General features: G+C 66.1%; 17 protein-coding genes and 1 riboswitch. Of the genes, 6 read left to right on the top strand and 11 right to left on the bottom strand.

The window, feature by feature from the left end:
* Nucleotides 1–78: 78 nt before the first annotated feature.
* Nucleotides 79–1,881: an ABC transporter substrate-binding protein gene (locus CZ674_RS01565; protein ID WP_159456859.1), complete on the bottom strand. Its 1,803-nt coding sequence runs from the start codon at nucleotides 1,879–1,881 to the stop codon at nucleotides 79–81.
* 97 nt (nucleotides 1,882–1,978) lie between these two features.
* On the opposite strand from CZ674_RS01565, the gene CZ674_RS01570 reads away from it, so the two are divergent.
* Together CZ674_RS01570 and CZ674_RS01575 are read left to right on the top strand one after the other, a co-directional pair.
* A complete protein-coding gene (locus CZ674_RS01570) occupies nucleotides 1,979–2,362 on the top strand; it encodes a thiol-disulfide oxidoreductase DCC family protein (RefSeq protein ID WP_086990605.1) in 384 nt (127 codons plus the stop codon).
* On the top strand, nucleotides 2,338–3,126 hold the full coding sequence (locus tag CZ674_RS01575; protein ID WP_234988372.1) for a CPBP family intramembrane glutamic endopeptidase: 789 nt from the start codon (nucleotides 2,338–2,340) through the stop codon (nucleotides 3,124–3,126). The genes CZ674_RS01570 and CZ674_RS01575 overlap by 25 nt, the downstream gene beginning before the upstream one ends.
* A gap of 91 nt (nucleotides 3,127–3,217) precedes the next feature.
* Here CZ674_RS01575 and gcvP read toward each other — a convergent pair whose 3' ends face one another.
* The 9 genes from gcvP to CZ674_RS01620 form a co-directional block, all read right to left on the bottom strand.
* Complete coding sequence (gcvP, locus tag CZ674_RS01580) at nucleotides 3,218–6,049, bottom strand: aminomethyl-transferring glycine dehydrogenase (RefSeq protein WP_086990607.1); 2,832 nt, start codon at nucleotides 6,047–6,049, stop codon at nucleotides 3,218–3,220.
* Nucleotides 6,049–6,408, bottom strand: a complete 360-nt coding sequence (gcvH, locus tag CZ674_RS01585) for a glycine cleavage system protein GcvH (protein ID WP_086990609.1) — start codon at nucleotides 6,406–6,408, stop codon at nucleotides 6,049–6,051. The genes gcvP and gcvH overlap by 1 nt, the downstream gene beginning before the upstream one ends.
* A 3-nt stretch (nucleotides 6,409–6,411) precedes the next feature.
* The gene (gcvT, locus tag CZ674_RS01590) at nucleotides 6,412–7,497 is read right to left on the bottom strand and encodes a glycine cleavage system aminomethyltransferase GcvT (protein ID WP_086990611.1); all 1,086 of its coding nucleotides are present in this window, start codon (nucleotides 7,495–7,497) and stop codon (nucleotides 6,412–6,414) included.
* A gap of 65 nt (nucleotides 7,498–7,562) precedes the next feature.
* Nucleotides 7,563–7,643: riboswitch (glycine riboswitch) on the bottom strand.
* Nucleotides 7,644–7,673: 30 nt separating this feature from the next.
* A complete protein-coding gene (mnhG, locus tag CZ674_RS01595) occupies nucleotides 7,674–8,036 on the bottom strand; it encodes a monovalent cation/H(+) antiporter subunit G (protein WP_086990613.1) in 363 nt (120 codons plus the stop codon).
* Nucleotides 8,033–8,413, bottom strand: coding sequence for a monovalent cation/H+ antiporter complex subunit F (locus tag CZ674_RS01600; RefSeq protein WP_086990615.1), 381 nt, complete (start codon nucleotides 8,411–8,413; stop codon nucleotides 8,033–8,035). The genes mnhG and CZ674_RS01600 overlap by 4 nt, the downstream gene beginning before the upstream one ends.
* Nucleotides 8,410–8,988 (bottom strand): Na+/H+ antiporter subunit E, encoded by a 579-nt coding sequence (locus tag CZ674_RS01605; protein WP_159456860.1) that lies wholly within the window; start codon nucleotides 8,986–8,988, stop codon nucleotides 8,410–8,412. Before CZ674_RS01605 ends, CZ674_RS01600 begins: the two co-directional genes overlap by 4 nt.
* A complete protein-coding gene (locus CZ674_RS01610; RefSeq protein WP_200810024.1) occupies nucleotides 8,985–10,508 on the bottom strand; it encodes a Na+/H+ antiporter subunit D in 1,524 nt (507 codons plus the stop codon). Before CZ674_RS01610 ends, CZ674_RS01605 begins: the two co-directional genes overlap by 4 nt.
* Complete coding sequence (locus CZ674_RS01615) at nucleotides 10,505–10,996, bottom strand: Na(+)/H(+) antiporter subunit C (protein WP_086990619.1); 492 nt, start codon at nucleotides 10,994–10,996, stop codon at nucleotides 10,505–10,507. The genes CZ674_RS01610 and CZ674_RS01615 overlap by 4 nt, the downstream gene beginning before the upstream one ends.
* Complete coding sequence (locus CZ674_RS01620; protein ID WP_086990621.1) at nucleotides 10,993–13,905, bottom strand: Na+/H+ antiporter subunit A; 2,913 nt, start codon at nucleotides 13,903–13,905, stop codon at nucleotides 10,993–10,995. Before CZ674_RS01620 ends, CZ674_RS01615 begins: the two co-directional genes overlap by 4 nt.
* 134 nt (nucleotides 13,906–14,039) lie before the next feature.
* Between CZ674_RS01620 and CZ674_RS01625 the strand changes: the two genes are divergently transcribed.
* From CZ674_RS01625 to CZ674_RS01640, 4 genes are all read left to right on the top strand, one after another.
* On the top strand, nucleotides 14,040–15,212 hold the full coding sequence (locus CZ674_RS01625; RefSeq protein ID WP_159456861.1) for an exonuclease SbcCD subunit D: 1,173 nt from the start codon (nucleotides 14,040–14,042) through the stop codon (nucleotides 15,210–15,212).
* Nucleotides 15,209–18,175 (top strand): AAA family ATPase, encoded by a 2,967-nt coding sequence (locus CZ674_RS01630; RefSeq protein ID WP_086990626.1) that lies wholly within the window; start codon nucleotides 15,209–15,211, stop codon nucleotides 18,173–18,175. Before CZ674_RS01625 ends, CZ674_RS01630 begins: the two co-directional genes overlap by 4 nt.
* A 10-nt stretch (nucleotides 18,176–18,185) precedes the next feature.
* Nucleotides 18,186–19,301 carry an LOG family protein gene (locus CZ674_RS01635; RefSeq protein WP_086990628.1) on the top strand — a complete coding sequence of 372 codons (1,116 nt, stop codon included), beginning with the start codon at nucleotides 18,186–18,188 and terminating at the stop codon, nucleotides 19,299–19,301.
* A gap of 95 nt (nucleotides 19,302–19,396) precedes the next feature.
* Nucleotides 19,397–20,449, top strand: a complete 1,053-nt coding sequence (locus tag CZ674_RS01640; protein ID WP_086990629.1) for a Glu/Leu/Phe/Val family dehydrogenase — start codon at nucleotides 19,397–19,399, stop codon at nucleotides 20,447–20,449.
* Here the strand turns inward: CZ674_RS01640 and CZ674_RS01645 are convergent.
* A complete protein-coding gene (locus CZ674_RS01645; protein WP_143244591.1) occupies nucleotides 20,446–21,168 on the bottom strand; it encodes an SDR family oxidoreductase in 723 nt (240 codons plus the stop codon). The two genes, CZ674_RS01640 and CZ674_RS01645, sit on opposite strands and share 4 nt — an antisense overlap.
* Between the last annotated feature and the right edge of the window lie 20 nt (nucleotides 21,169–21,188).

Below are 21,188 nucleotides of genomic sequence, written 5' to 3' on the forward strand. Positions count from 1 at the left end.
GTTTGCACTAAGCGTAGGAGCCTCGGGAGCCATTAGGGCGACGCCGTATCGAAATGTTACGAAGCGGTGACCTAACTGTTATGGCTTGACGTCCCATCCATAAGCGTCCTGCCCGATGTAGGGTGCATCCGCGGTCATGCTGGCGCCCTCGACGCCGTCGGCCGACACTCCTAGAGCGGTCAGTTGGTAGAGCGGATAGCCCACTGCATCACCCACGAGACGCTTATCGATCTCGACCATCGCATTGAGCGCGTCGTACTGGTCAGCGGCGGTCTTGGCGGTCGCCACGAGCTCATCGAGCTCCGGAGAGCTGTAGCCGGAGTAGTTGAGCGTGCCGTCGGTCAGGAAGCGTTCTGCCAGCAGGTCGAAGCTCTGCCCGCTCGTGTCGTCGACGGTGATCGCGACATCCCAAGCGGTGGGATCCTTCAGTGCTGCGCGCCAGTCGTCAACGCTGCAGTCCTCGAGCGTCCAGCCGAGCTCGGACGACGAGGTCTTCATGAGCTCGAACTGCTGCTTCTGCACGTCGCTTCTGGCATCGAACAGCACGCAGACATCGCGACTCTTCACACCGGCCTCGCTGAAGATCTTGTTGGCCTGATCCTCGTCGATTCCCGTGAGGTTCGCGAAGCCTGTCGCCTCAGCGGTGGGCTGCGACTCCGGGTGCGAGGAAGGGAACACCCAGCTGCTGCGCGCCTCTGCCACTCCCATCGCGTTCGTCTGCACGGCCAGCACATCCGAGATCTTCACCGCCGAGAGGAAAGCCTTGCGCACACCGGAATTCGCAAACAGATACTCGTGCTTTCCGGCTCCGATGTTGAAGTCAAGCCGCAGGAAGGACTCCTGGGGCCCCGAGATCGCGGAGAACCCGCGGCGGTCCATGCCCTGAATCGCGTCATAGTTGGCGACCGTCGGCTCGGGCATGGCAACGTTGATCTGCTTGTTGCGCAGCGCCTCGAGCATGGCGTCAGAGCTTTCGAACGGCACGATGCGCACGGTCTCTGCGAACGCGCTGTTCTGCGTGCGGAACTCCTTGTTGGGCTTCAGCGTCACGACCCCGGCCGGATCGATCGAATCGAGCAGGTACTGCCCGTTCGAGACCATCGCACCTGCAGCCGGTGATCCCTCGAGGAGGAACGCCTCGCGGTAGGCGTCTGCCAGCTTGCGGATGGTAGCAGTGTCTTCAGTGAGGATCGCCTCGGCCACCGCGTGCTTGGCGACCATCGGATCAGAGATGCCGAGGGCCGTCTCGGCCACGACATGGGCAGGCAGCACCTGCTTGAGGCTCTCGCGCCACTCGAGTGCCGGCTCGGTGTACTCGATCAGAATGCCCCTGTTGCTGCCGTCAGACTGTGCGAGTTCGGTCTTGCCCTTCATGGGCGACCACCCGGTGTTGAAGAACACCGCGTCGTCAGGCAGCTCTCGAAGCGAGCCGTCGTCGGCCGTGTACTCGGCCGGGTCGAATCCCTCGGGAGCGAAGTGCTCGGATGCGGCGGCCCATGCCAGCAGAAGATCTGCTTCGTCAGTGGGCACGGCGTCGCTCCACGCCTGCCCCTCGGCGATCTGGTAGTTCACGATCAGCGGAGCGGTGCTGACAGCCTCGACCGAAGCGAACTGCGTGTTCACCGTCGCGGTCGGCACCGTCTGCGTGTTGAAGGGCAGATAGAGCAGGTTGCCGATCATCTGCTCGGCGCTCGACGTGACCGCGAGCGGATTGCCGAGGGTCGCATCTTCTGCGTTGACGGTCATCGCTGTGTCGAGCACACCGATCGAAAGCGTCGAGCCCTCGACCACGTTGTTCATGCCCACACCCTGTGAGCAGCCGACCAGCAGCAGAGACGCAGCGGCCGCCATGGCAATGCCGGCTCGACGTTTTCTTCGCACGCGAACATCCTTCCGAAGAGACAGAGATGATCGTAGCAAGCGCGCATTGCCCGTTGCTGAACCGATCGCCCCCGGGCGACAGCCGTAGACTGTGAACATGGCACCAGGGCTCCTGATCTATGACGGCGACTGCGCCTTCTGCACTTCAGCCGTGCAGTGGCTCGAAGCAAGACTTGAGCGCTTCCCCCGGTCGATTCCGCAGCAGCACATCGACTTCGCACAGTACGGGCTCTCGCTCGACGACGTGACGAACTCGGCCTGGATCGTCGACACCCGCTCTCCCCTGCGGATGTGGAGCCACGGAGAGCTCGCGGCCGCGCTGCTCGCCGGTCAGCCGTCGTTCGCGCTTCGCTGGACCGGACGCATGCTCGCCCTCCCGGGCATCCGTCACGCCTGCGACCTCGGCTACCGAGCCATCGCGGTCAACCGACACCGTCTGCCAGGAGGAACACCAGCGTGCGCAATGCCGCCTCGGGCCTGACCGAGCTTCCGCTCACCACGGGCCCGGCGCGAACGCGCCTCAAGCTCGAGATGGTCGCGGTGGCCTTCGTGTCGCTCGGCGCGAGCGCCGTGTGGTCGATCGTGCAGATTCTCGATGCGCTCACGCGTGAGAGCAAGCTGAACGAGCAGCAGATCGCGCTCAACCCCTCGCGAAGCGACCGCGAGTGGCTCGACTTTCTGAATCAGACAGTGGGCCACGTGTTGGCGTTCGCTCCCGTGCTGCTGGTGTGCGTGCTGCTGTGGCAGGCATCGAAGCCGCACCTCGGGCAGATCGGCATCGATGGCAGGCGCCCAGGCAAGGATGCGCTGCTGGCACTCGGCATGGCGGCGCTCATCGGTGTTCCGGGCATCGCGTTCTACTTCGTCGCGGTGGGCCTCGGCATCAACCGGGTCATCGACCCGGGATCTGGCTCGCCGTACTGGTGGTCGACGATCGTGTTGCTGCTGGCGGCAGCCCGCGCCGCGTTCGTCGAGGAGTTCATCGTGCTCGGCTACTGGTTCGAGCGGATGCGGCGCCTTGGGGTTTCGCCCATGGTGACGATTGTCTCGGCAAGCGTGCTGCGCGGCTCGTACCACCTGTACCAGGGCTTCGGCGGATTCATCGGAAACATCGTCATGGGGCTCGTGTGGGGCTGGGTGTACCAGCGCACGGGCAGGCTGTGGCCGTTCGTGGTGGCGCACTTCCTGATGGACGCGCTCGTCTTCATCGGGTATCCGCTCGTCGCACACCTGTTGTCAGTCTGAGCTCCCCTTGGAGTTCGGCCGAGGGCAGCAAAACGCAAAGGGGCAGCTGAGCTCCAAATGGAGTTCAGCTGCCCCTGCGGATGCGCGAGCGTCAGACTTCGAACGCCTCGGGAGGCGGGCACGCGCAGACCAGGTTGCGGTCGCCATACGCGTTGTCGACGCGACCCACCGGCGGCCAGTACTTGGCCTGGGACTGCCTGTTGGCGCCGACTCCGCCCGCGGGGAACACCGCAACGGTGCGGTCGTACGGGTGAGTCCACTCCCCTACGATCTCCTCGCTTGTGTGCGGAGCATTGACGAGCGGATTGTCGTCCGCCGGCCACGTGCCAGCTGCGACTGCGTCGGCTTCCTCCTTGATCGCGATCATCGCGTCGATGAAGCGGTCGATCTCGGTGAGGTCCTCTGACTCGGTCGGCTCGACCATGAGCGTGCCCGCAACCGGGAACGACATGGTCGGGGCGTGGAAACCGTAGTCGACCAGACGCTTTGCGACATCGTCATTCGTCACGCCGGTCGCCTCGGTGAGCGGGCGCAGGTCGAGGATGCACTCGTGAGCGACAAGGCCGTTCTCGCCTGCGTAGAGCAGCGGGAAGTGGTCCTTGAGTCTCGATGCCACATAGTTGGCTGCAAGAACAGCGGCCGCTGTGGCCTCGACAAGACCGCTCTCGCCCATCATGCGCACGTATGCCCACGAGATCGGGAGGATCGATGCCGAGCCGAACGGCGCCGCCGAGACCGGCTGCGCACCGATCGTCAGGCCGTCGACCTCGAGAGGAGCCTCGCGCGGGTCGCGGGGCAAGAACTCGGCGAGATGCTGCTTCGCAGCAACCGGACCGACTCCTGGGCCACCGCCGCCGTGCGGGATGCAGAAGGTCTTGTGCAGGTTCAGGTGCGAGACGTCGCCCCCCATGTCGCCGAACGTCGCGTGACCGAGCAGCGCGTTGAGGTTCGCACCGTCGATGTACACCTGGCCGCCGGCCTCGTGCACTGCGTCGCAGACCTCGCGGATCGTCTCCTCGTAGACGCCGTGCGTCGACGGATAGGTGACCATCAGCGCCGCGAGCGAGTCGCGGTTCGACTCGATCTTCGCGTGCAGGTCGTCCATGTCGACGTTGCCGAGCGCATCCGTCGCCACTACCAGCACGCGCAGTCCGGCGAGGACTGCCGACGCCGCATTCGTGCCGTGTGCCGAGGCTGGGATGAGGCAGAGATCGCGGTGCTCGTCACCCCGTGACTGGTGATAGCCGCGAATTGCGAGGAGGCCGGCCAGCTCGCCCTGGCTTCCGGCGTTGGGCTGCAGCGACACGATGTCGTAGCCGGTGAGCTTGGCGAGCCAGTCGGAGAGCTGGTCGATGAGCTCGAGCGAGCCGTTGGCGTCTGACAGCGGCGCGAACGGGTGGAGGCCCGCGAACTCGGGCCACGTGATGGCCTCCATCTCAGCAGCCGCGTTGAGCTTCATCGTGCACGAGCCCAGCGGGATCATGCCGCGATCGAGCGCGTAGTCCTTGTCGGAGAGGCGACGCATGTAGCGCATGAGGGCCGTCTCGCTGTGGAAGCTCGAGAACACCTCGTGCGTCATGAACTCACTCGTGCGCGCCAGTTCGGTGCCGAAGCCTGCCGTTGCCTCGGCGGCTTCGATGCCGAGTGCGGCCAGAAGATCGGCGACACCTGTCTCTGCCCACTCCTCGTCGACCGCGACCTGCACGGTGTCGGCATCAGGAGTGTGCACAAGCACGCCGCGTTCGCGCGCCGTGTCTGCGATCTCCTGTGCCCTGCCCGGAGCCGAGAAGCGAACCGTGTCGAAGAACGACTCGGTCGCCAACTCGTAGCCTGCGGACTTGAGCGCACCCGCAACCTCACGAGCGCTCTCGTGCACCGCACGCGCGATCTCGCGGATTCCTTCGGGGCCGTGGTAGACGGCGTACATCGACGCCATCACAGCAAGCAGGACCTGCGCGGTGCAGATGTTGCTCGTGGCGCGTTCACGACGGATGTGCTGCTCGCGAGTCTGCAGCGTCAGTCGGTACGCGGGCATTCCGTGGGAGTCTTTCGACACGCCCACGAGTCGACCCGGTAGCTGACGCTCGATGCCCTTGCGCGTGGCCATGAAGCCGGCGTGCGGACCGCCGAAGCCCATCGGAACGCCGAAGCGCTGCGACGAGCCGACCGCGATGTCAGCGCCGAACTCGCCAGGGCTCTTCACAAGTGAGAGCGCGAGCAGGTCTGCCGCAACGACAGCGAGGCCGCCGACAGCGTGGATCGCGTCGATCACGGGCGACGGGTCGCGCACGAGACCGCACGAAGCGGGGTACTGCACGAGCGCGCCGAAGGCTCCTTCAGCATCGATCGTGTCGAACGTGAACTCTCGCAGCTCGATGCCGACGGCGGCAGCGCGGTGCTCAAGCAGCGCCTTGGTCTGCGGCAGCGCGTCCTTGTCGACCAGGAACACGTTGCCCTTGGCCTTCGAGGCACGACGTGCCAGCAGCATGCCCTCGACGACTGCGGTCGACTCATCGAGCATCGACGCGTTCGCGATGTCGAGGCCGGCCAGTTCGGCGATCATGGTCTGGAAGTTGATCAGGGCCTCGAGGCGCCCCTGCGAGATCTCGGGCTGGTACGGCGTGTATGCCGTGTACCAGGACGGGTTCTCGAGGATGTTGCGCTTGATCGGTGCCGGCGTGACGGTGCCGTGGTAGCCCAGGCCGATGGCGGAGCGCCGAACCGTGTTCGTGTCGGCCATGCCGCGCAGCTCTGCCAGGGCAGCGGCCTCGGAGACCGGCTCGCCGAACGGCGTCTCGGCGCGGATACCCTTGGGAAGCACGGCGTCCATGAGCTCTGCCAGCGAGCCGTAGCCGAGCTGGCTGAGCATGGCTGACTGCGCCGCCCCATCTGTTCCGATGTGACGGCTTGCGAAGCTGCGCATTACTTCGTCAGCTCTGCGTACTCGTCAGCTGAGAGCACCTCGGGCTGCTCGCTGAAACGGACCTTGACGAGCCAGCCTGCGCCGGTCGGATCGGAGTTGACGAGTGTGGGGTCGTCTGCGACCGCGTCATTGACCTCGACGACCGTGCCCGCTGCAGGTGCGAAGAGCTCGCCGACCGACTTGGTCGACTCGATCTCGCCCAGGCTCTCGCCTGCGGTGAACTCCTGGTCGACCTCGGGAAGGTCGACGTAGACGACGTCGCCCAGCGAGTTCTGCGCGAAGTCGGTGATGCCGACCGTGGCGATGTCGCCCTCAGCGCGGATCCACTCGTGGTCCTTGGTGTACTGCATTTCAGTCATGGTTCAAGCCTCTCGCTTGTAGAACGGAAGAGAAGTGATGGTTGCGGGGATGCGCTTGCCGCGCACGTCGATCGAGAGCTCGCTGGAGTCGCGAGCAGCGGGGTGCACGTAGGCCATGGCAATCGGCACGCCGAGGGTGGGCGACAGCGCACCCGAAGTGACGACGCCGACCTCCTGATCGCCGTCGAATACGGGGTATCCGGAGCGACCCGCTCGTCGGCCCTCAGCCGTCAACGCGACCAGCACCGGCGCATCCGCCGACGCTCCCTGCTCGACAGCCTTGCGACCGATGAAGTCCTCGTCCTTGGTGAGGGCGACGACCTTGCCGAGCCCTGCCTGCTCGGGCAGCCAGTCGAGGCCCAGCTCGTTGCCGTAGAGCGGCATGCCGGCCTCGAGGCGAAGCGTGTCGCGTGCCGCGAGGCCGCACAGCTGCAGGCCCTTGCTCTCGCCGACGCGAGCTAGAGTCTCCCAGAGCGACACAGCGGCGTGGTTCGGCACATACAGCTCGAAACCGTCTTCGCCGGTGTAGCCCGTGCGGGCGATGAGCATGTCCTCGCCCTCGAAGATGCCCTCCATGGCGCGGTAGTACTTGAGCCCGTCGAGCGGCTCGGACTCGATGCCGGCTGCGGACACGATCTCAGCGGATGCGGGGCCCTGCACCGCGATCAGTGCGGTCTCAGAGGACTCGTCGGCCACTGTGGCGTCGAATCCGGCGACGCGCTGCTGCAGCTGCTCAAGCACGGTCGCGCAGTTCGAGGCGTTGGCCACCACGAGATAGTTCGTGTCGCCGAGTCGATACACGATCACGTCGTCGAGGATGCCGCCGTTCTCGGCCAGCAGCAGCGTGTACTTGGCCTGCCCGAGCTTCATCGTCGACAGGCGGCCTGCGAAGGCCATGTCGAGGAAGGCGCCGGCCTCGGCACCCTGCACGCGGATCTCGCCCATGTGCGAGAGGTCGAACATGCCCGCGGCCGTTCGAACAGCCTGGTGCTCTGCCAGTTCGGATGTGTACTTCACCGGCATCTGCCAGCCTGCGAAGTCGGTGAAGAGCGCCCCAGCGCTCTCATGCACTTGCGCCAAAGGCGTCATTGCTGTCACAAGGTCTCCTAGTTTCGGATTCCCCCTCAGTCGCGCACCGTGCGCTCCAAAGCGGCCTGCCGACTGCGGTCCTGTGACCTGAGAGGTTAGCGGGGAGCTTGCTCCTTCGGTGCCATATGGCTCTTCCGCGTCGGCTGCAACGGCCTGTTGTGAAGTTGCTCGTACAACTATAACCCGCGCTGGTCGCTTTCTTCGGTCTCGGCGAGTCCGTCATCGACCAGCTGCAGGTCTTCGCGGTACTGCTTCGTGCGATACGCGCTGCGGGCCATCATCTGCGATGCGGTCGTCGCCGTCACCAGCTGCATGCCGGCCACCAGCGTCAGCATCATCCATGCTCCGTTGTCGCGCAGGATGAGGCCCAGCCCGATGCACACGACGACGATTCCGAATGACTGCGGCTTCGCGGCCGCGTGAAGCCGGTTGAGCGCATCCGGCAGCCTGATCAGGCCGATCGCAGCGACCAGGCCGAAGGCCGCGCCGAGGGCGATGAGGACTCCCCCGGCGATGTTCATCCAGGTCTCTGGTGTCATGGTCGTTCGGCCTCCCCTTCGGTGCCCTTCGCTCGTCTGCGCTTGCCTCTGACGACCGGAATCGGGCCCGTCTGCTCGACTGCCCCCGGGTACAGGTCGCGGCGTTCGCGACCGACCTGGTCGTTGCGGATCGAGACGAACCTGCTGACGGCGACCGTTCCTGAGAACGAGAGCATCGACGTGATGATCATCACCGGAATCGTGTAGCCGTGACGATTGATCGCCGCCTCGATGGCGAGTGCCACGACCAGCAGCGACAGCATGACATCGGTGGCGATGATGCGGTCGACGGCGCCGGGCCCCTTCACGAGGCGGATGAGCCCCAGCACGAGTGCTGCGACGAGCAGCACGCCGGCCACTGTGAGCGCGATGATCATGCTGTCTCCTCCTTGCCGGTGCGTCGTTGTCGGGACTCCTGGCGGATCGCTGCGACTTCCTCGGGTGTGCCGAAGGCGCGCAGCACCAATGCCTCCTGCTTGTGGACGCCTTCGATCCAGTGCTCGAGCGAGGCTTCGTCCTGGGTGTCGAACACGTGCACGAGCAGCCGGCCGCCATACACCTCGAGCACAACTGATCCGGGCACGAGCGTGACCAGCACCGCGGTCAGGGTGGACGAGAATACGTCCTTGCTGCGCAGGTCGACGTTCACCACCGAGTTTCGGGTGCGGCGCCTGAACGCGAGCACCTGTGCTGCGACGACAAACGATGCTGTCGCGAGTCCCCACAGGGTCACCAGGATCATCCAGATCAGACGGAGGATGCGCATCCGCCCCATCTGCGGGATGACCGGCATCGGAAACAGCAGCTGCACGGCAACGGCCACGATGAGGCCGAACACCGCTGCGCCGACCGTGATCTCGCCGACGAGCATGATCCAGACGACGACGAGGCCCAGTGTCATCAGCACTGAGAATCGAACGGACCTGCGCCGGCGAAGCTTCTGCTCTTTCATGGTGTCCCCAGCTTTCTGATCGACTCCTCGACGGCAGCGGCATATGCGCCAGCATCGATGTCGACCGCAGCGCGCTCGGTGAACTCGAAGATGGGCTCTGCGAACACCGTCATTGCGACCGTGACTGCAACGAGCACACCCGCTGTCAGAACCCATCCGAGCGGAAGCGTCTTGTTCGTGCGTTCGGTGCCCTCAGGAAGAGGACGCCAGAAGGCGGTGTGCCAGATTCTGAGTATCGCCAGCAGTGTAAGCAGGCTTGTCACGATCGCACCGGCGATCACAGCCCATGAGACCCAGGTGCCGAGTTCGACACCCGCTTCGACGAGTGCGACTTTGCCGAGGAACCCGCTGAACGGCGGCACTCCTGCAAGGTTCATCGCAGGAATGAAGAACAGTGCGGCAAGCGTGGTGTTGGCCGCGAGTCCGCCGAGCTTGTCGAGCCTCGTGGAGCCTCCGGCTCGCTCGATGAGCGCAGCCACCAGGAAGAGCGTGGTCTGGATGAAGATGTGGTGCGCCGCATAGAAGATCGCGCCGGAGAGCCCGGCCAGGTTGCCGACTGCGATGCCGAAGAGCATGTAGCCGATGTGGCTGATGAGCGTGAACGACAGCAGTCGTTTGATCTCGCTCTGAGTGATTGCTCCGAGAATGCCGATCACCATGGTCGCCAGCGACACCCAGAGCAGCGGGGTCGTGAGCGTCGAATCCGGAAAGAGCATGGTCTGCGTGCGAATGATCGCGTAGACGCCCACCTTGGTGAGCAGCCCCGCGAACACGGCGGTGACGGATGCGGGGGCCGTCGGGTAGGAGTCCGGAAGCCATGCAGAGAGGGGGAATATCGCAGCCTTGATTCCGAACACGACCAGGAGCATGAGCTGGATCACGAGCTGCATCCCCGGATCAAGACCCTGGAGCCGCTCAGCCAGTTGCGCGAAGTTGACGGTGCCCGTCGCGGCGTAGGTGATCGCCAGTGTGATCAGGAACAGCATGCTCGACAGCAGGCTGACCACGACATATGTCGATCCCGCGCGTACTCGCTCACGCGGGGCACCGAGCGTCAGCAGCACGTATGAGGCGAACAGCAGCATCTCGAAGCCGACGAAGAGGTTGAACAGGTCGCCAGCGAGGAACGCGTTCGAGATTCCCGCCGCCAGAACCAAGTACGTGGGGTGGAAGATCGAGACCGGCGCCTTCTCGCTCGCCTCGTCCATGTCGCTTCGGGCAGAGAATACAAGGACTGTGATCGTGACGACGGACGAGACCAGCAGCATCAGGGCCGAAAGACGATCTGCCACCAGCATGATGCCGAGACCCTCTGGCCAGGCTCCGACCCAGAGCACCTGTGGTCCTTCGGTGTCCGCTGTCACGAGCAGGATGATCGCGACAATAAGCACGAGGCTGAGGCTCACCGACGAGACGACGCGCTGCATGCGCGGGAATCGGCCGAGTGCCAGCGCGAAACCGGCACCGATGAGAGGAATCAGCACCGGCAGCGGAAGCAGCTGCGGGATGTCGACGTTCACTCGCCACTCCCCTTCTGCTCTTTGGCCGCCGCTTTGGCTGCGGCCGCCTCGACTGCCGCCTCGTCGAGGTCTGTGTCGTGGTCGATGCCCGCTTCGGTCTCGTCGAACGTTGCCGATGTGAGGTCGGCCTCGGCACGGCGTCGCACGATGGCGTCCTCGACGTCGTCTGCGACCTCGTCGTGGCCGTCAAGCTGGAACGACCGGTACGACAGCGCGAGCAGGAAGATGTTGGTTGCGAGCGAGATGACGATTGCTGTCAGCACCATCGCCTGCGGCAGCGGATCAGTGATCGTGCTCGAATCGCTGCCGTCTGCGACGAAGGAGGCGCCTCCCGGGGTTCCGGCGGAGACCAGGAAGAGCATGCTGACGCCGTTGCTGAGCGAGAGCAGGCCAGCGAGGATGCGCATCAGCGATCGCTCCATGAACAGGTAGACGCCTGCGGCGATGAGCACTGCGCCCGTTGCTGCGAGGGCAAGGCTTGCGGTCATGACTGAGCCCCCCTGCTGCGAACCGGCACGGTTCGGTCGGAATGCGCGCTCGGGCGCGGCGTCTGGTCGTTGCGCCACTGCGTGTCGATGCCTGCGCCGAGCGAGCGGATGAAGTCGAGCACGGTGCCCAGCACCACCAGGAAGACGCCCACGTCGAAGAAGACGCTCGTGACGAAGTGGATCTCGCCCATGGCCAGGATCTCGATCGTGTAGTCGTAGGACTGACCGACGCTTCCGCCGAAGAACACGGGTCCGATCAGCGAGAGCGCGGCGAGGATGATGCCGCCTCCCAGCAGCTTTCCGGCGTCGATGGGCGCTGCCTCGGCCAGCTCGAGGGCTCCGGCCGCCAGGTACCTGACGCAGAGCGCGAGACCTGCCACGATGCCTGCGATGAATCCGCCGCCCGGATCGTTGTGGCCGGCGAACAGCAGGTAGATCGCGACGACCAGCATCACGGGGAACAGCAGCCGCGTCATCATCTCGAGCATCGGAGCACGGCCCTGCATGTCTGCCGTGGCCCCCGCGCGCAGCCATCCGGGGCCGACCTTGCTCGTGTCGGGCCTGCCTCGTCGGCCGCGCAGCGTTCCGACGGGGTCGACCACGCGGGTGCGAATGAAGATGAGGCTTGCAACGCCCGTCGCTGCGGCCAGCAGCACCGAGATCTCACCGACGGTGTCCCAGGCGCGGATGTCGACCAAGGTGACGTTCACGATATTCCGCCCGAAGCCGAATGAGTACGCGAGCTCGTAGAAGCGGTCGCTGATCGACGCCTCGTTGCGGGAGTTCGCGGCGAACAGGGCACCCAGCCCAGCGACTGCTCCGACGCATGCTGCGAGGAGCGCACGCAGCCAGCGGACCCCGCGAAGCGGACGGTTCGTGAAGTACTTCGGCAGGTACCTGAGCACCAGCACGAGCAGCACCAGCAGCACCGTTTCGGCGAGAATCTGCGTCAAGGCGAGGTCGGGTGCTCCGTGCAGCAGGAACATCATGGCTGTTCCGTAGCCGACGATGCCCATCAGGAGGAACGTCTTCAGGCGACCTCGGGTGTTGGCTGCGACGAGCGCACAGACGCTCACCGCGATTCCGACGACGAGCTGACCGACGCTGTCGGCGACGACGAGCTTCGGAGCTCCGAGCGATGCGAAGGCCAGGCCCGCTCCTGCGAGCACAGTGACCGTGACCGCGATGGTTGAGACGTGCACCGGCAGCGAACCCGACTGGGTGCGACCGGTCACCTCGACGGCGAGGCGGTCGAGCCCGCGCATCATGCCCGCGTAGGCGGCGGCAGCCGAGAATCGCGGCTCGACGGGAGCAGCCATGGAGCGACCGAACAGGCGCCACACGATGAAGCCCCCGACGACGGCGATCGCGCTGCCGGCAAGAGCCGGCGTGAATCCGTGCCACAGCGCGAGGTAGCTTGCCTCTCCTGCGGGGGCAGATGCAGTGGCGCCTTCGAGGGCCGCAGTGATCGGCTTCCCGAAGAAGCCCGAGACGATGCCGAGCATCGCGAGCACCATGGGGAAGAGTGCGACCAGCTGCGGCCACATGCCGTGTCGAACGATGAACGGCTCGTCGCCGTCGAGGGCCTCGCGGAGACGGGAGTCGACGAAGAACGTGCCGATCAGGAAGCGCAGCGTGTAGGCGACGGTTCCCATCGATCCGACGACGATCCCCGCAAACGCGAGGACGCCGAGCCAGGTCGGCACGCCCGGAAGCGAAATGGCCTCCCATGCGGCTTCGAGCCCGGCCTCCTTGGCCGCGAATGCCATGGCCGGCGGCAGGCCGGCCATGGCGATGGCGGCGAGTGTGGCCGCGACCGCAAGCAACGGCCTGTCTTTGCGAAGGGTGCCGAGCTTCGTCAGCTGTCGTGTGCCGTACTGCCGGTCGATTGTTCCGACGACCATGAACAGCGAGGCCTTGAACATCGCGTGCGCCGCGAGCATCGCGAGGCCGCCCATCAGCGCCGTCTTGGTGCCGATGCCGACGATGGTCATGAGCAGGCCGAGCTGGCTGACGGTTCCGTGGGCCAGCAGCACCTTGATGTCTGTCTGCAGCAGCGCTCGGTATGCCCCGACGAGCATGGTCGCGACGCCGAGGACGATGAGCGTCGGCCGGAAGAGCGGGATGTCTGCGAATGCAGGCACGAGTGCGGCCGAGAGGTAGATGCCCGCCTTGACCATGGCCGCTGCGTGGAGGAACGCGCTGACGGGCGTCGGTGCCGCCATGGCACCGGGCAGCCAGAAGTGGAACGGGAAGATCGCCGACTTCGACAGGGCGCCCGCGAGCAGCAGCATGACCGCGACAGTGGTGATGGTGCTCTCGGGAGGCTGCGCCAGGATCTCGTGCAGCATGTATGTGCCGGCTTCTGAGCCGAGCATGACCGCACCGACCAGCATCGCGAGGCCGCCGGCGGTCGTGACGATGAATGCCGTCTGGGCTGCAGACCTGTTCTTTCTGGAGTGGTGGTTCAAGCCGACGAGCAGGTAGCTGAACACGCTCGTGAGCTCCCAGCCGATGACCAGCAGGATCACGTCGTCGGCCAGCACCAGCAGCAGCATCGACGCCGCGAACCCTGTCAGCAGACCGACCGTGCGCGACTTCAGCGTCTTCGACTCGAAGTACCAGACCGAGTAGGCCAGGATCATCGCGCCGACACCCGTCACGACGAGGGCGAGGAGCAGCTGCAGGGCGCCCATCCGGAATGCCAGCGTGATGCCGAGGGAGGGTATCCACTCGATCGACTCCTCCACGGCTTCGCCGGAGAGGATCGCGGGGGCCAGCGTCAGGAAGTAGACGAAGGCGACACCGCTGGCGATCGCAGGGATCAGGAACACCCACCGGCCCATGCGCGGTGACAGCGCGCTCGTCATCAGTGCAAGGAGAGCACTGGCTGCGAGCGTTGCGATCACAAGGGCCTTTCTGAGCTGCGGACACGGCAGATTCGCCCAGATGCAAGCGAGGCATCCTGGAAATCGTTCAGGGGCAGACCCCAGTTTATCAGCCGCTCTGCCTCATGTCTGACGTGCCAGATACGTTTGGAGGCATGCGACTGATCCACACCTCCGACTGGCACGTCGGCCGAACATTTCACCGGCATCGCACGATCGAGCATCTCGAGTCGGTGCTGACGGGCCTGGCCGACCTCGTGCGCGAGCACGACGTCGATGCGGTGCTGGTCGCCGGCGATCTGTTCGACCTCTCGATGCCGGCAGCCGAGCACTTCGACGTGCTCGACCGGGCCTTCTCGCGCATCCGCGACGCCGGTGCAGTGATCGTCGCGACCCCCGGCAATCACGACTCCGCTTCGAGGCTCGGGTTCCAGAGCACCTGGGCAGCCAAGGCCGGCGTTCACGTCATCGCGAAGTGGCCCAGCGAGCCGGTCGTGCTGCACGACGACCACGGGCCAGTGCATCTGTTCGGAGTCCCCTATCTCGAGCCGTCCGCCCTCCGGGTGCAGCATCCGCGGCTGGCCGAACAGGGGGTCGACGTCTCGACCGCCGACGGCGCCGTCTCGTGGGCGATGGGGCAGATCCGCGAGGCGCTCCACGACTCCCCGGCGCGCAGCGTCGTGCTGGCGCACTGCTTCGTCGGGCGCACGTCCACGGGTGACGAAGTCGTCGACGACGCCCCCAAAGACATCACCGTCGGAGGGCAGAGCCTCGTCTCTGCTTCACACTTCGACGGCATCGACTACACGGCTCTGGGCCACATCCACTCGCGCCAGCGCATCACCGAGAGCGTTCGCTATTCAGGGGCTCCCCTGTACTACTCGTTCAAGGAGTCCTCGCCGCACAGGGGCGTGTGGCTCGTCGACCTCGACGACGCCGGTCTCGCCGACGTCACCTGGCTCGACCTGCCGATTCCGAGGCGCACCCGAACGATTCGCGGCGAACTCGAGTCGCTGCTCGCAGACGCATCCCTCGACGGAACAGAAGACGAGTGGATCCGGGCGATCCTGACCGATGCGCAACGGCCCGCAGACCCGATGAGCCGCCTCCAGAAGCGGTGGCCGAACTGCTCGACGCTGCAGTTCGAGCCTCCAGAGCACGAGCGCGAGTCGCGCACGTATCGCGAGCGGGTCGCCGGACGCCGCGACATCGACGTCGTGGCAGAGTTCGCGGGCGATGTGCGCGAGAACGAGCCGCTGACCGAACTCGAGCGCAGCATCGTCGAAGCCGCCTTGATCAGCGTCGCGGCCGAGGAGGCGGCACGATGAGACTCGTCACGCTCACGCTGCAGGCGTTCGGCCCGTACCCCGGCGAGCACACCATCCGCTTCTCCGACTTCGACAGCGCTGGCGTCTACCTCATCAGCGGCCCGACCGGGGCCGGCAAGTCGTCGATTCTCGATGCCGTCGTGTTCGCTCTGTACGGCCACATCCCCCGGTTCGACCTCTCGGGCGGTACCAAGACCTCGGTGCGCAGCGACCTCGCGAGCGATGATGCCGAGACTCTCGTGTCGCTCGAGTTCGAAGTGGCCGGCACGCAGCACCGCATCGAGCGCTCCCCTGCGTACGATCGCAAGAAGCGCAGGGGCTCCGGAACAACCCCGCAGTCTGCCAAGTGCACGCTGCTGGTGCACCGCGAAGGCGAATGGAAGACCGTTGCCTCGAGCGTCAGCGAAGCCGGTGCCCAGATCGAGCAGATTGTCGGGCTCAAGCGCGATCAGTTCCAGCAGATCATCGTGCTCGCACAGGGCCGATTCGCCGAGTTCCTGCACTCCGACAGCTCGAAGCGAGAGGTCATTCTGCGGCGGCTGTTCGACAGCGGACGCTTCCAGCGAGCCACCGAGATGGTCGCGAAAGAGGCCGAGGCGACCAAGACCACCCTCTCTGACATCGGGCGGCAGATCGAAGAGTCGCAGGAGCGCGCCACGGCCCGAGCAGCACAGCTGGGCGTCGAGCCAGACGACGCAACCGACGTCGGCGAGCTGGTCAGGCTGCTCGACGCGATCGTCGCTGAGCGAGCTGCAGCCCGCTCCGACGCTGAGGCAGCCAGCGACCTTGCATCAGAACGCCTTCGTTCGGCAGAGGCGCTCGCCAGAGACATCACAGTGCGCGAGAAGAGCCTGACCCAGTTGTCAGCACTCGACAAGCTGAGCCCGCAGACAGAGCGGATGCGCGAGCAGCTCGATCGCTCAGATCGGGTTCACGAGGTCTGGCCGAGTGTCGTCGCCCTCGATGCTGCCCGCGTCCGCCTGTCTGCGGCAGACGAGCGGCTTGCCGACTTCGACACCGAGAAGACGTCACAGGGCGTCGAGCAGCTCGAACAGCAGAACCGTCGACTGCAGGACGAGGTTGCGGTGCTTCGCACGCTCGCAGAGACCGAGCGCAGGATTCCCGCACTCGAGACTGCCCGCGACGACGCCGTCACGGCTCTCGAGAAGGCGACCGCAGCCGCTGCCGAGGCAGCCGAGCAGACAGTTGCGTTTCCGGCCAAGAGAAAAGACCTGGCGACTGCCATCGACCGGCTGAAGGCCGATCGAGACGCACTGGGTTCAGTCGACAGCGAGCTTCCGAGGCTCGAGTCCCTGCTGGCCGAGGCCAAGCAGCGCGACACCGCCCGCAAGGCACACGCCGACGCCGTTGCCGCCGAGCAGAAGGCGGCGTCCCGTCACCAGGAGGCCGCCGATGCGACTCGGCTGGTGCTGCAGCAGTACTACGAGTCGACATCAGCGCGCCTGGCCGCCAGTCTGCAGGACGGCGAGCCCTGCCTCGTCTGCGGTGCGACAGCCCATCCGTCTCCGGCGTCGGCGCATGACGCCGAGATCGTGAGCAACGAGCAGGTTGACGCCGCCCAAGCGGCCGAGGCAAAGTGCCTCGCCGAGCTGCAGGCGGCACAGAGCCAGCGCGCCGAGGCATCGAACGAGGTCTCGGGCCTCGACCGTGTGCTCGAGGGCGTCGACGCCGACAGCGTGCCGCAGCAGATCGAGAAGGCGCGAGAGCAGTCAGCCGAGCACGCGAAGGCCGCGGATGCAGTCATCGAAGCCGAGAAGGCACTCGACCTGCTCGAGGCCGAGAACGAGCGACTGACAACGGCGCTCGAGGCTGTCAGAGCTGATGTGACGAGGCTCCGCAGCGATGCAGACGTCGCTGCAGAGCGACTCGAGGCGGCCAGGCAGACGGTGCGCAGTGACGACGATGCGAGCGACGAATCTGTGGCCGACCGGCTTGCGCGGCGCACGGCAGAGTCCGCTGAGCAGGCTTCCGTGCTCAAGGCTGTGCAGGATCACGCCACGCGAGAGAGCGAGCTGAAGGCCGCGCAGGCGAGCTTCGACGAGCTCATCGCCGATCACCCCGCCGAGGACGAGGCGACGGTTCGAGCGTGGCGCATGACCCGAGACGAGTCGCTCGCAGCACGCGAGCAGGTTAAGCAGCACGACAGCGACCGGGAGCGCATCACAGGCGTTCTGGCGCAGCCCCACATCGTTGCGCTCGACCAGCGCATCGCCGACGCCTCCGATGACGCTGCCAGCCTCACAGCAGCCGCCTCAGCGGCGAAGGCAGCCCTCGCAGAGGCGGCTGACCATCTGGCAGAGGCCCGATCCGCTGCCGCTGATGCCAAGCGCGAGCTGCAGACGACGGGCGACCTCCAGAAGCGGATCGACGACCTGGGCGAACGCGCCGTCGCCGTGGCACGACTTGCGGCGACGCTCAAGGGCGACAGCCCGAACAGCCGCCGGATGCGCCTCGAGACCTATGTGCTCGCGGCTCAGCTCGAAGCGATCCTCGAGGCGGCGAACCTGCGGCTGGCAGCACTCACCGACGGCCGATTCTCGCTCGAGCACTTCGACGGTGTGGCTGCACGAGGAGCAAGCAGCGGGCTCGGAGTCGTGGTGAACGACGCCTTCACCGGCATGACCCGGTCGGTGTCGACGCTCTCGGGCGGCGAGACGTTCCTCGCATCGCTGGCGCTGGCACTCGGCCTTGCGGATGTGGTGCAGCAGAACGCGGGCGGCATCTCGCTCGAGACCCTGTTCATTGACGAGGGCTTCGGGTCGCTCGACGCCCAGACGCTCGAGCTCGCAATGCAGACGCTGAGCGAGCTGCACGCAGGAGGACGGACCATCGGCGTCATCTCGCACGTCACGAGCATGCAGGAGCGCCTCCCCCAGCTGATCACCGTGACACCGCTTCCGGGTGGGCAGGGCAGCACGATCAGCGTCACCGACCCCAACTAGGCTGGCACCCATGCATGAAGCACACCACGGACGGATTCTGGCCGTTGACTCTCTCGATCAGTTCGATGAGCTTGTCGCCGCAGGAGCACTGCACATGAGCGGCTGGCGGCTGCAGGATCTCGACCTGCTCGAACGCAGCGATGCCCTGCGGCGTCTCGACCCGGCCGGCGCCCTCTTTCTCGGCTGCGATCTGACCCGAGAAGACACGCGATCGATTCGCGACCGCGGCGGCATTGTCTTCGGCGAGGTGCCGGGCATGCCGTTCAGCGCGTACCGCGCGAAGCTGTATTCAGGCGACGAGCTGATCGAGGGCATCGAAGCCGGCTACGAGCACTGCTTCGACGCACGCGTCTACGCGTGGTCGAGATCCGGCGAGCAGGACGTCGCTCGCGCCCTCGCCTCAGCACTGCACGACCACTCGATCGACACCGAGCTGCGCGAGTGGGTCGTCGGTCGCCAGGTCGTGGGCGTCATGGGAGGCCACGCGATCGAGCGCGGCAGCCGTGAGTACCGACAGGCGGCCGACCTCGGCCGTCGGCTCGCGCTGGCCGGCAGAACGGTTGCGACAGGCGGCGGTCCCGGCATCATGGAGGCCGCGAACCTGGGTGCCCGGGCATCCGCTGTCGATGCGCAGACCCTCGACGCGCACATCGACACCCTTGCCGCGCATCCGTCATTCAAGAACCGCTTTCTCGAATGGGTCGAGTCGGCTCAGGAGGTCAATCGGCAGCTGCCTCCGGGCACCGAGAACCTCGGAGTGCCGACCTGGTTCTACGGTCACGAGCCGCCCAACCTGTTCGCATCGTCGATCGCAAAGTACTTTCAGAACTCTGTGCGCGAAGACACGCTGCTGAAGGTCGCGAACAACGGCGTCATCGTGACGCCGGGCGGGGGCGGAACGACGCAGGAGATCTTCCAGGACGCCTGCGAGAACTCGTACGCAGACGAAGGCGGATGGGCTCCCCTGGTGCTGCTCGGGCACGACTACTGGACGCAGACGCTGCCCGCGTGGCCGCTGCTGCAGGCGGTCATGCGCGACCGTCCGGGGGCAGCAGGCATCGCGATCGTCGACACGGTCGACGAGGCGCTCGAGCGCATCCTTGCGTTCACGCCGTCGACGACCTGAAGCGCCCTGAGACACGCACCATTCGGCATGCAGAACATGGCAGACTCATGACAGCTGTGCGATCCGCAGCCACATCTCAACGAGGAGCCTCGCCCATGAACGCGAACACCGCACCTGATTTCACCCACGAGCGTGTCATCACCGCAACCGGAGCCCGCTCAGGACTCACCATCATCGTCGCCCTGCACTCCAGCGTGCTCGGCTCCGCACTCGGCGGCTGCCGCGTGTGGCAGTACGACAGCTACGTCGACGCCCAGGCCGATGCACTGCGCCTCTCGTCGGCAATGACCCGCAAGAACTCGGTCGCCGGCCTCGCAGCAGGCGGCGGCAAGTCGGTCATCATGGTTCCCCGCGGCGAGAAGCTCGAAGGCGAGCGCCGCCGCAATGCGCTGCTCGACCTCGGCGACATCATCGAGATGCTCGGCGGCAAGTATCGCACAGCCGAAGACGTCGGCACGACCGAGCACGACATGCTGGTCGTGCGCGAGCAGACGGCGCACGTCGTCGGCCTGCCCGCTGAAGACGGCGGCGCCGGCGAGCCCGCTGACGCAACGGCGCTCGGCGTGTTCTCGTCCATCGCGCCGACGCTCGAGGCCGCCTTCGGCTCCGGCGAGATCGCAGGCCGCTCATTCGTCATCTCGGGTCTCGGTCAGGTCGGCTCGAGGCTCGCTCGTCGCCTGGCAGAAGCCGGCGCGACACTCTCGGTCACCGACATCGCAGACTCGAAGCGCGCACTCGCCGACGAGCTCGGAGCCACATGGATCCAGCCCGCGGATGCGCTGACGACTCCCGCTGACGTCTTTGTCCCCGCAGGGCTCGGCGGCGTCCTCACCGCTGAGACCATCCCCGCACTGCCGTTCAAGGCAGTCGTCGGGCCTGCGAACAACCCGCTCGGCCGCGCTGAGGACGCACAGCTGCTCGCAGACCGCGGCATCCTGTACGCACCCGACTTCGTGGTCAACGCCGGCGGTGTGATCTACCTCGAGGGTGCCGTCAACGGCCTGTCTGCCGATGAGGTCGACGAGCGCCTCGTCGGCGTGGGCGACGTGCTGCGTCGGGTGTTCGCAACCGCAGTCGAGCGCGAGATCACTCCCCTGGCTGCCGCTGAGGCAATCGCCTGGGAGCGCATCGACGCCGCTCGCGCCTAGGAGTCGCGAACAGCCTGCACGGCCGCGGCGGCGACATCTGCAACAGCGGTGTCGCCGCCCGAGGCCGAGACGGTGACGTGGTGGAGGCGCCCCTGCACCATGGGCTCGATGAGCTGGGCGATGAGTGCAGCGACGTCTTCGCGAGCGACCGGTGTGCCGTCCGCAGGAAGATCCACCGCCGCGTCATCACCGTGGCCGTCAGGCACCGTGATGTCGGCGCTGATCGTGCCGCGCCCGGTCTCGAGGGTCAGAGCCGCCGGTGCGACGATCACCCAGTCGAGCGATGACGACCGCAGTGCCGCATCCGCCTGCGACTTCGCCTCTGCGTACTGCCACATCGGGTGCTCCGGATCGAGCCCGTGGCTCGGCCCTGCACCTCGGTAGCTCACCATCAGGAAGTCTCTGACGCTGTTCTTGATGGCAGCGTCGATCATGCGTTTGGCGGCCTCGAGGTCGACTGCCCGAGTGCGTGCGGGATCTCCGCCGCCTGCACCGGCCGACCAGATGACGACGTCGGCTCCCTCGAGCAGTGCGTCGAAGTCGGTCTCTGCCGATTCGATGTCAGCGAGCACCGGCTCGCCGCCGTACTCGCGCACGGTGTCGAACTGCTGTGCCGAGCGCACGATCGACCGAACCTGCATGCCCTGCTCTGTGAGCAGGCGTGTGGCGATGAGCGCAATCTTGCCGTGGCCGCCGATCATGGCGATGCGAGTAGACATGAGCACCAGGCTACATGCGC

The sequence above is a fragment of the Agrococcus casei LMG 22410 genome (assembly GCF_900163565.1).
In the GTDB taxonomy this organism is placed as follows: domain Bacteria; phylum Actinomycetota; class Actinomycetes; order Actinomycetales; family Microbacteriaceae; genus Agrococcus; species Agrococcus casei.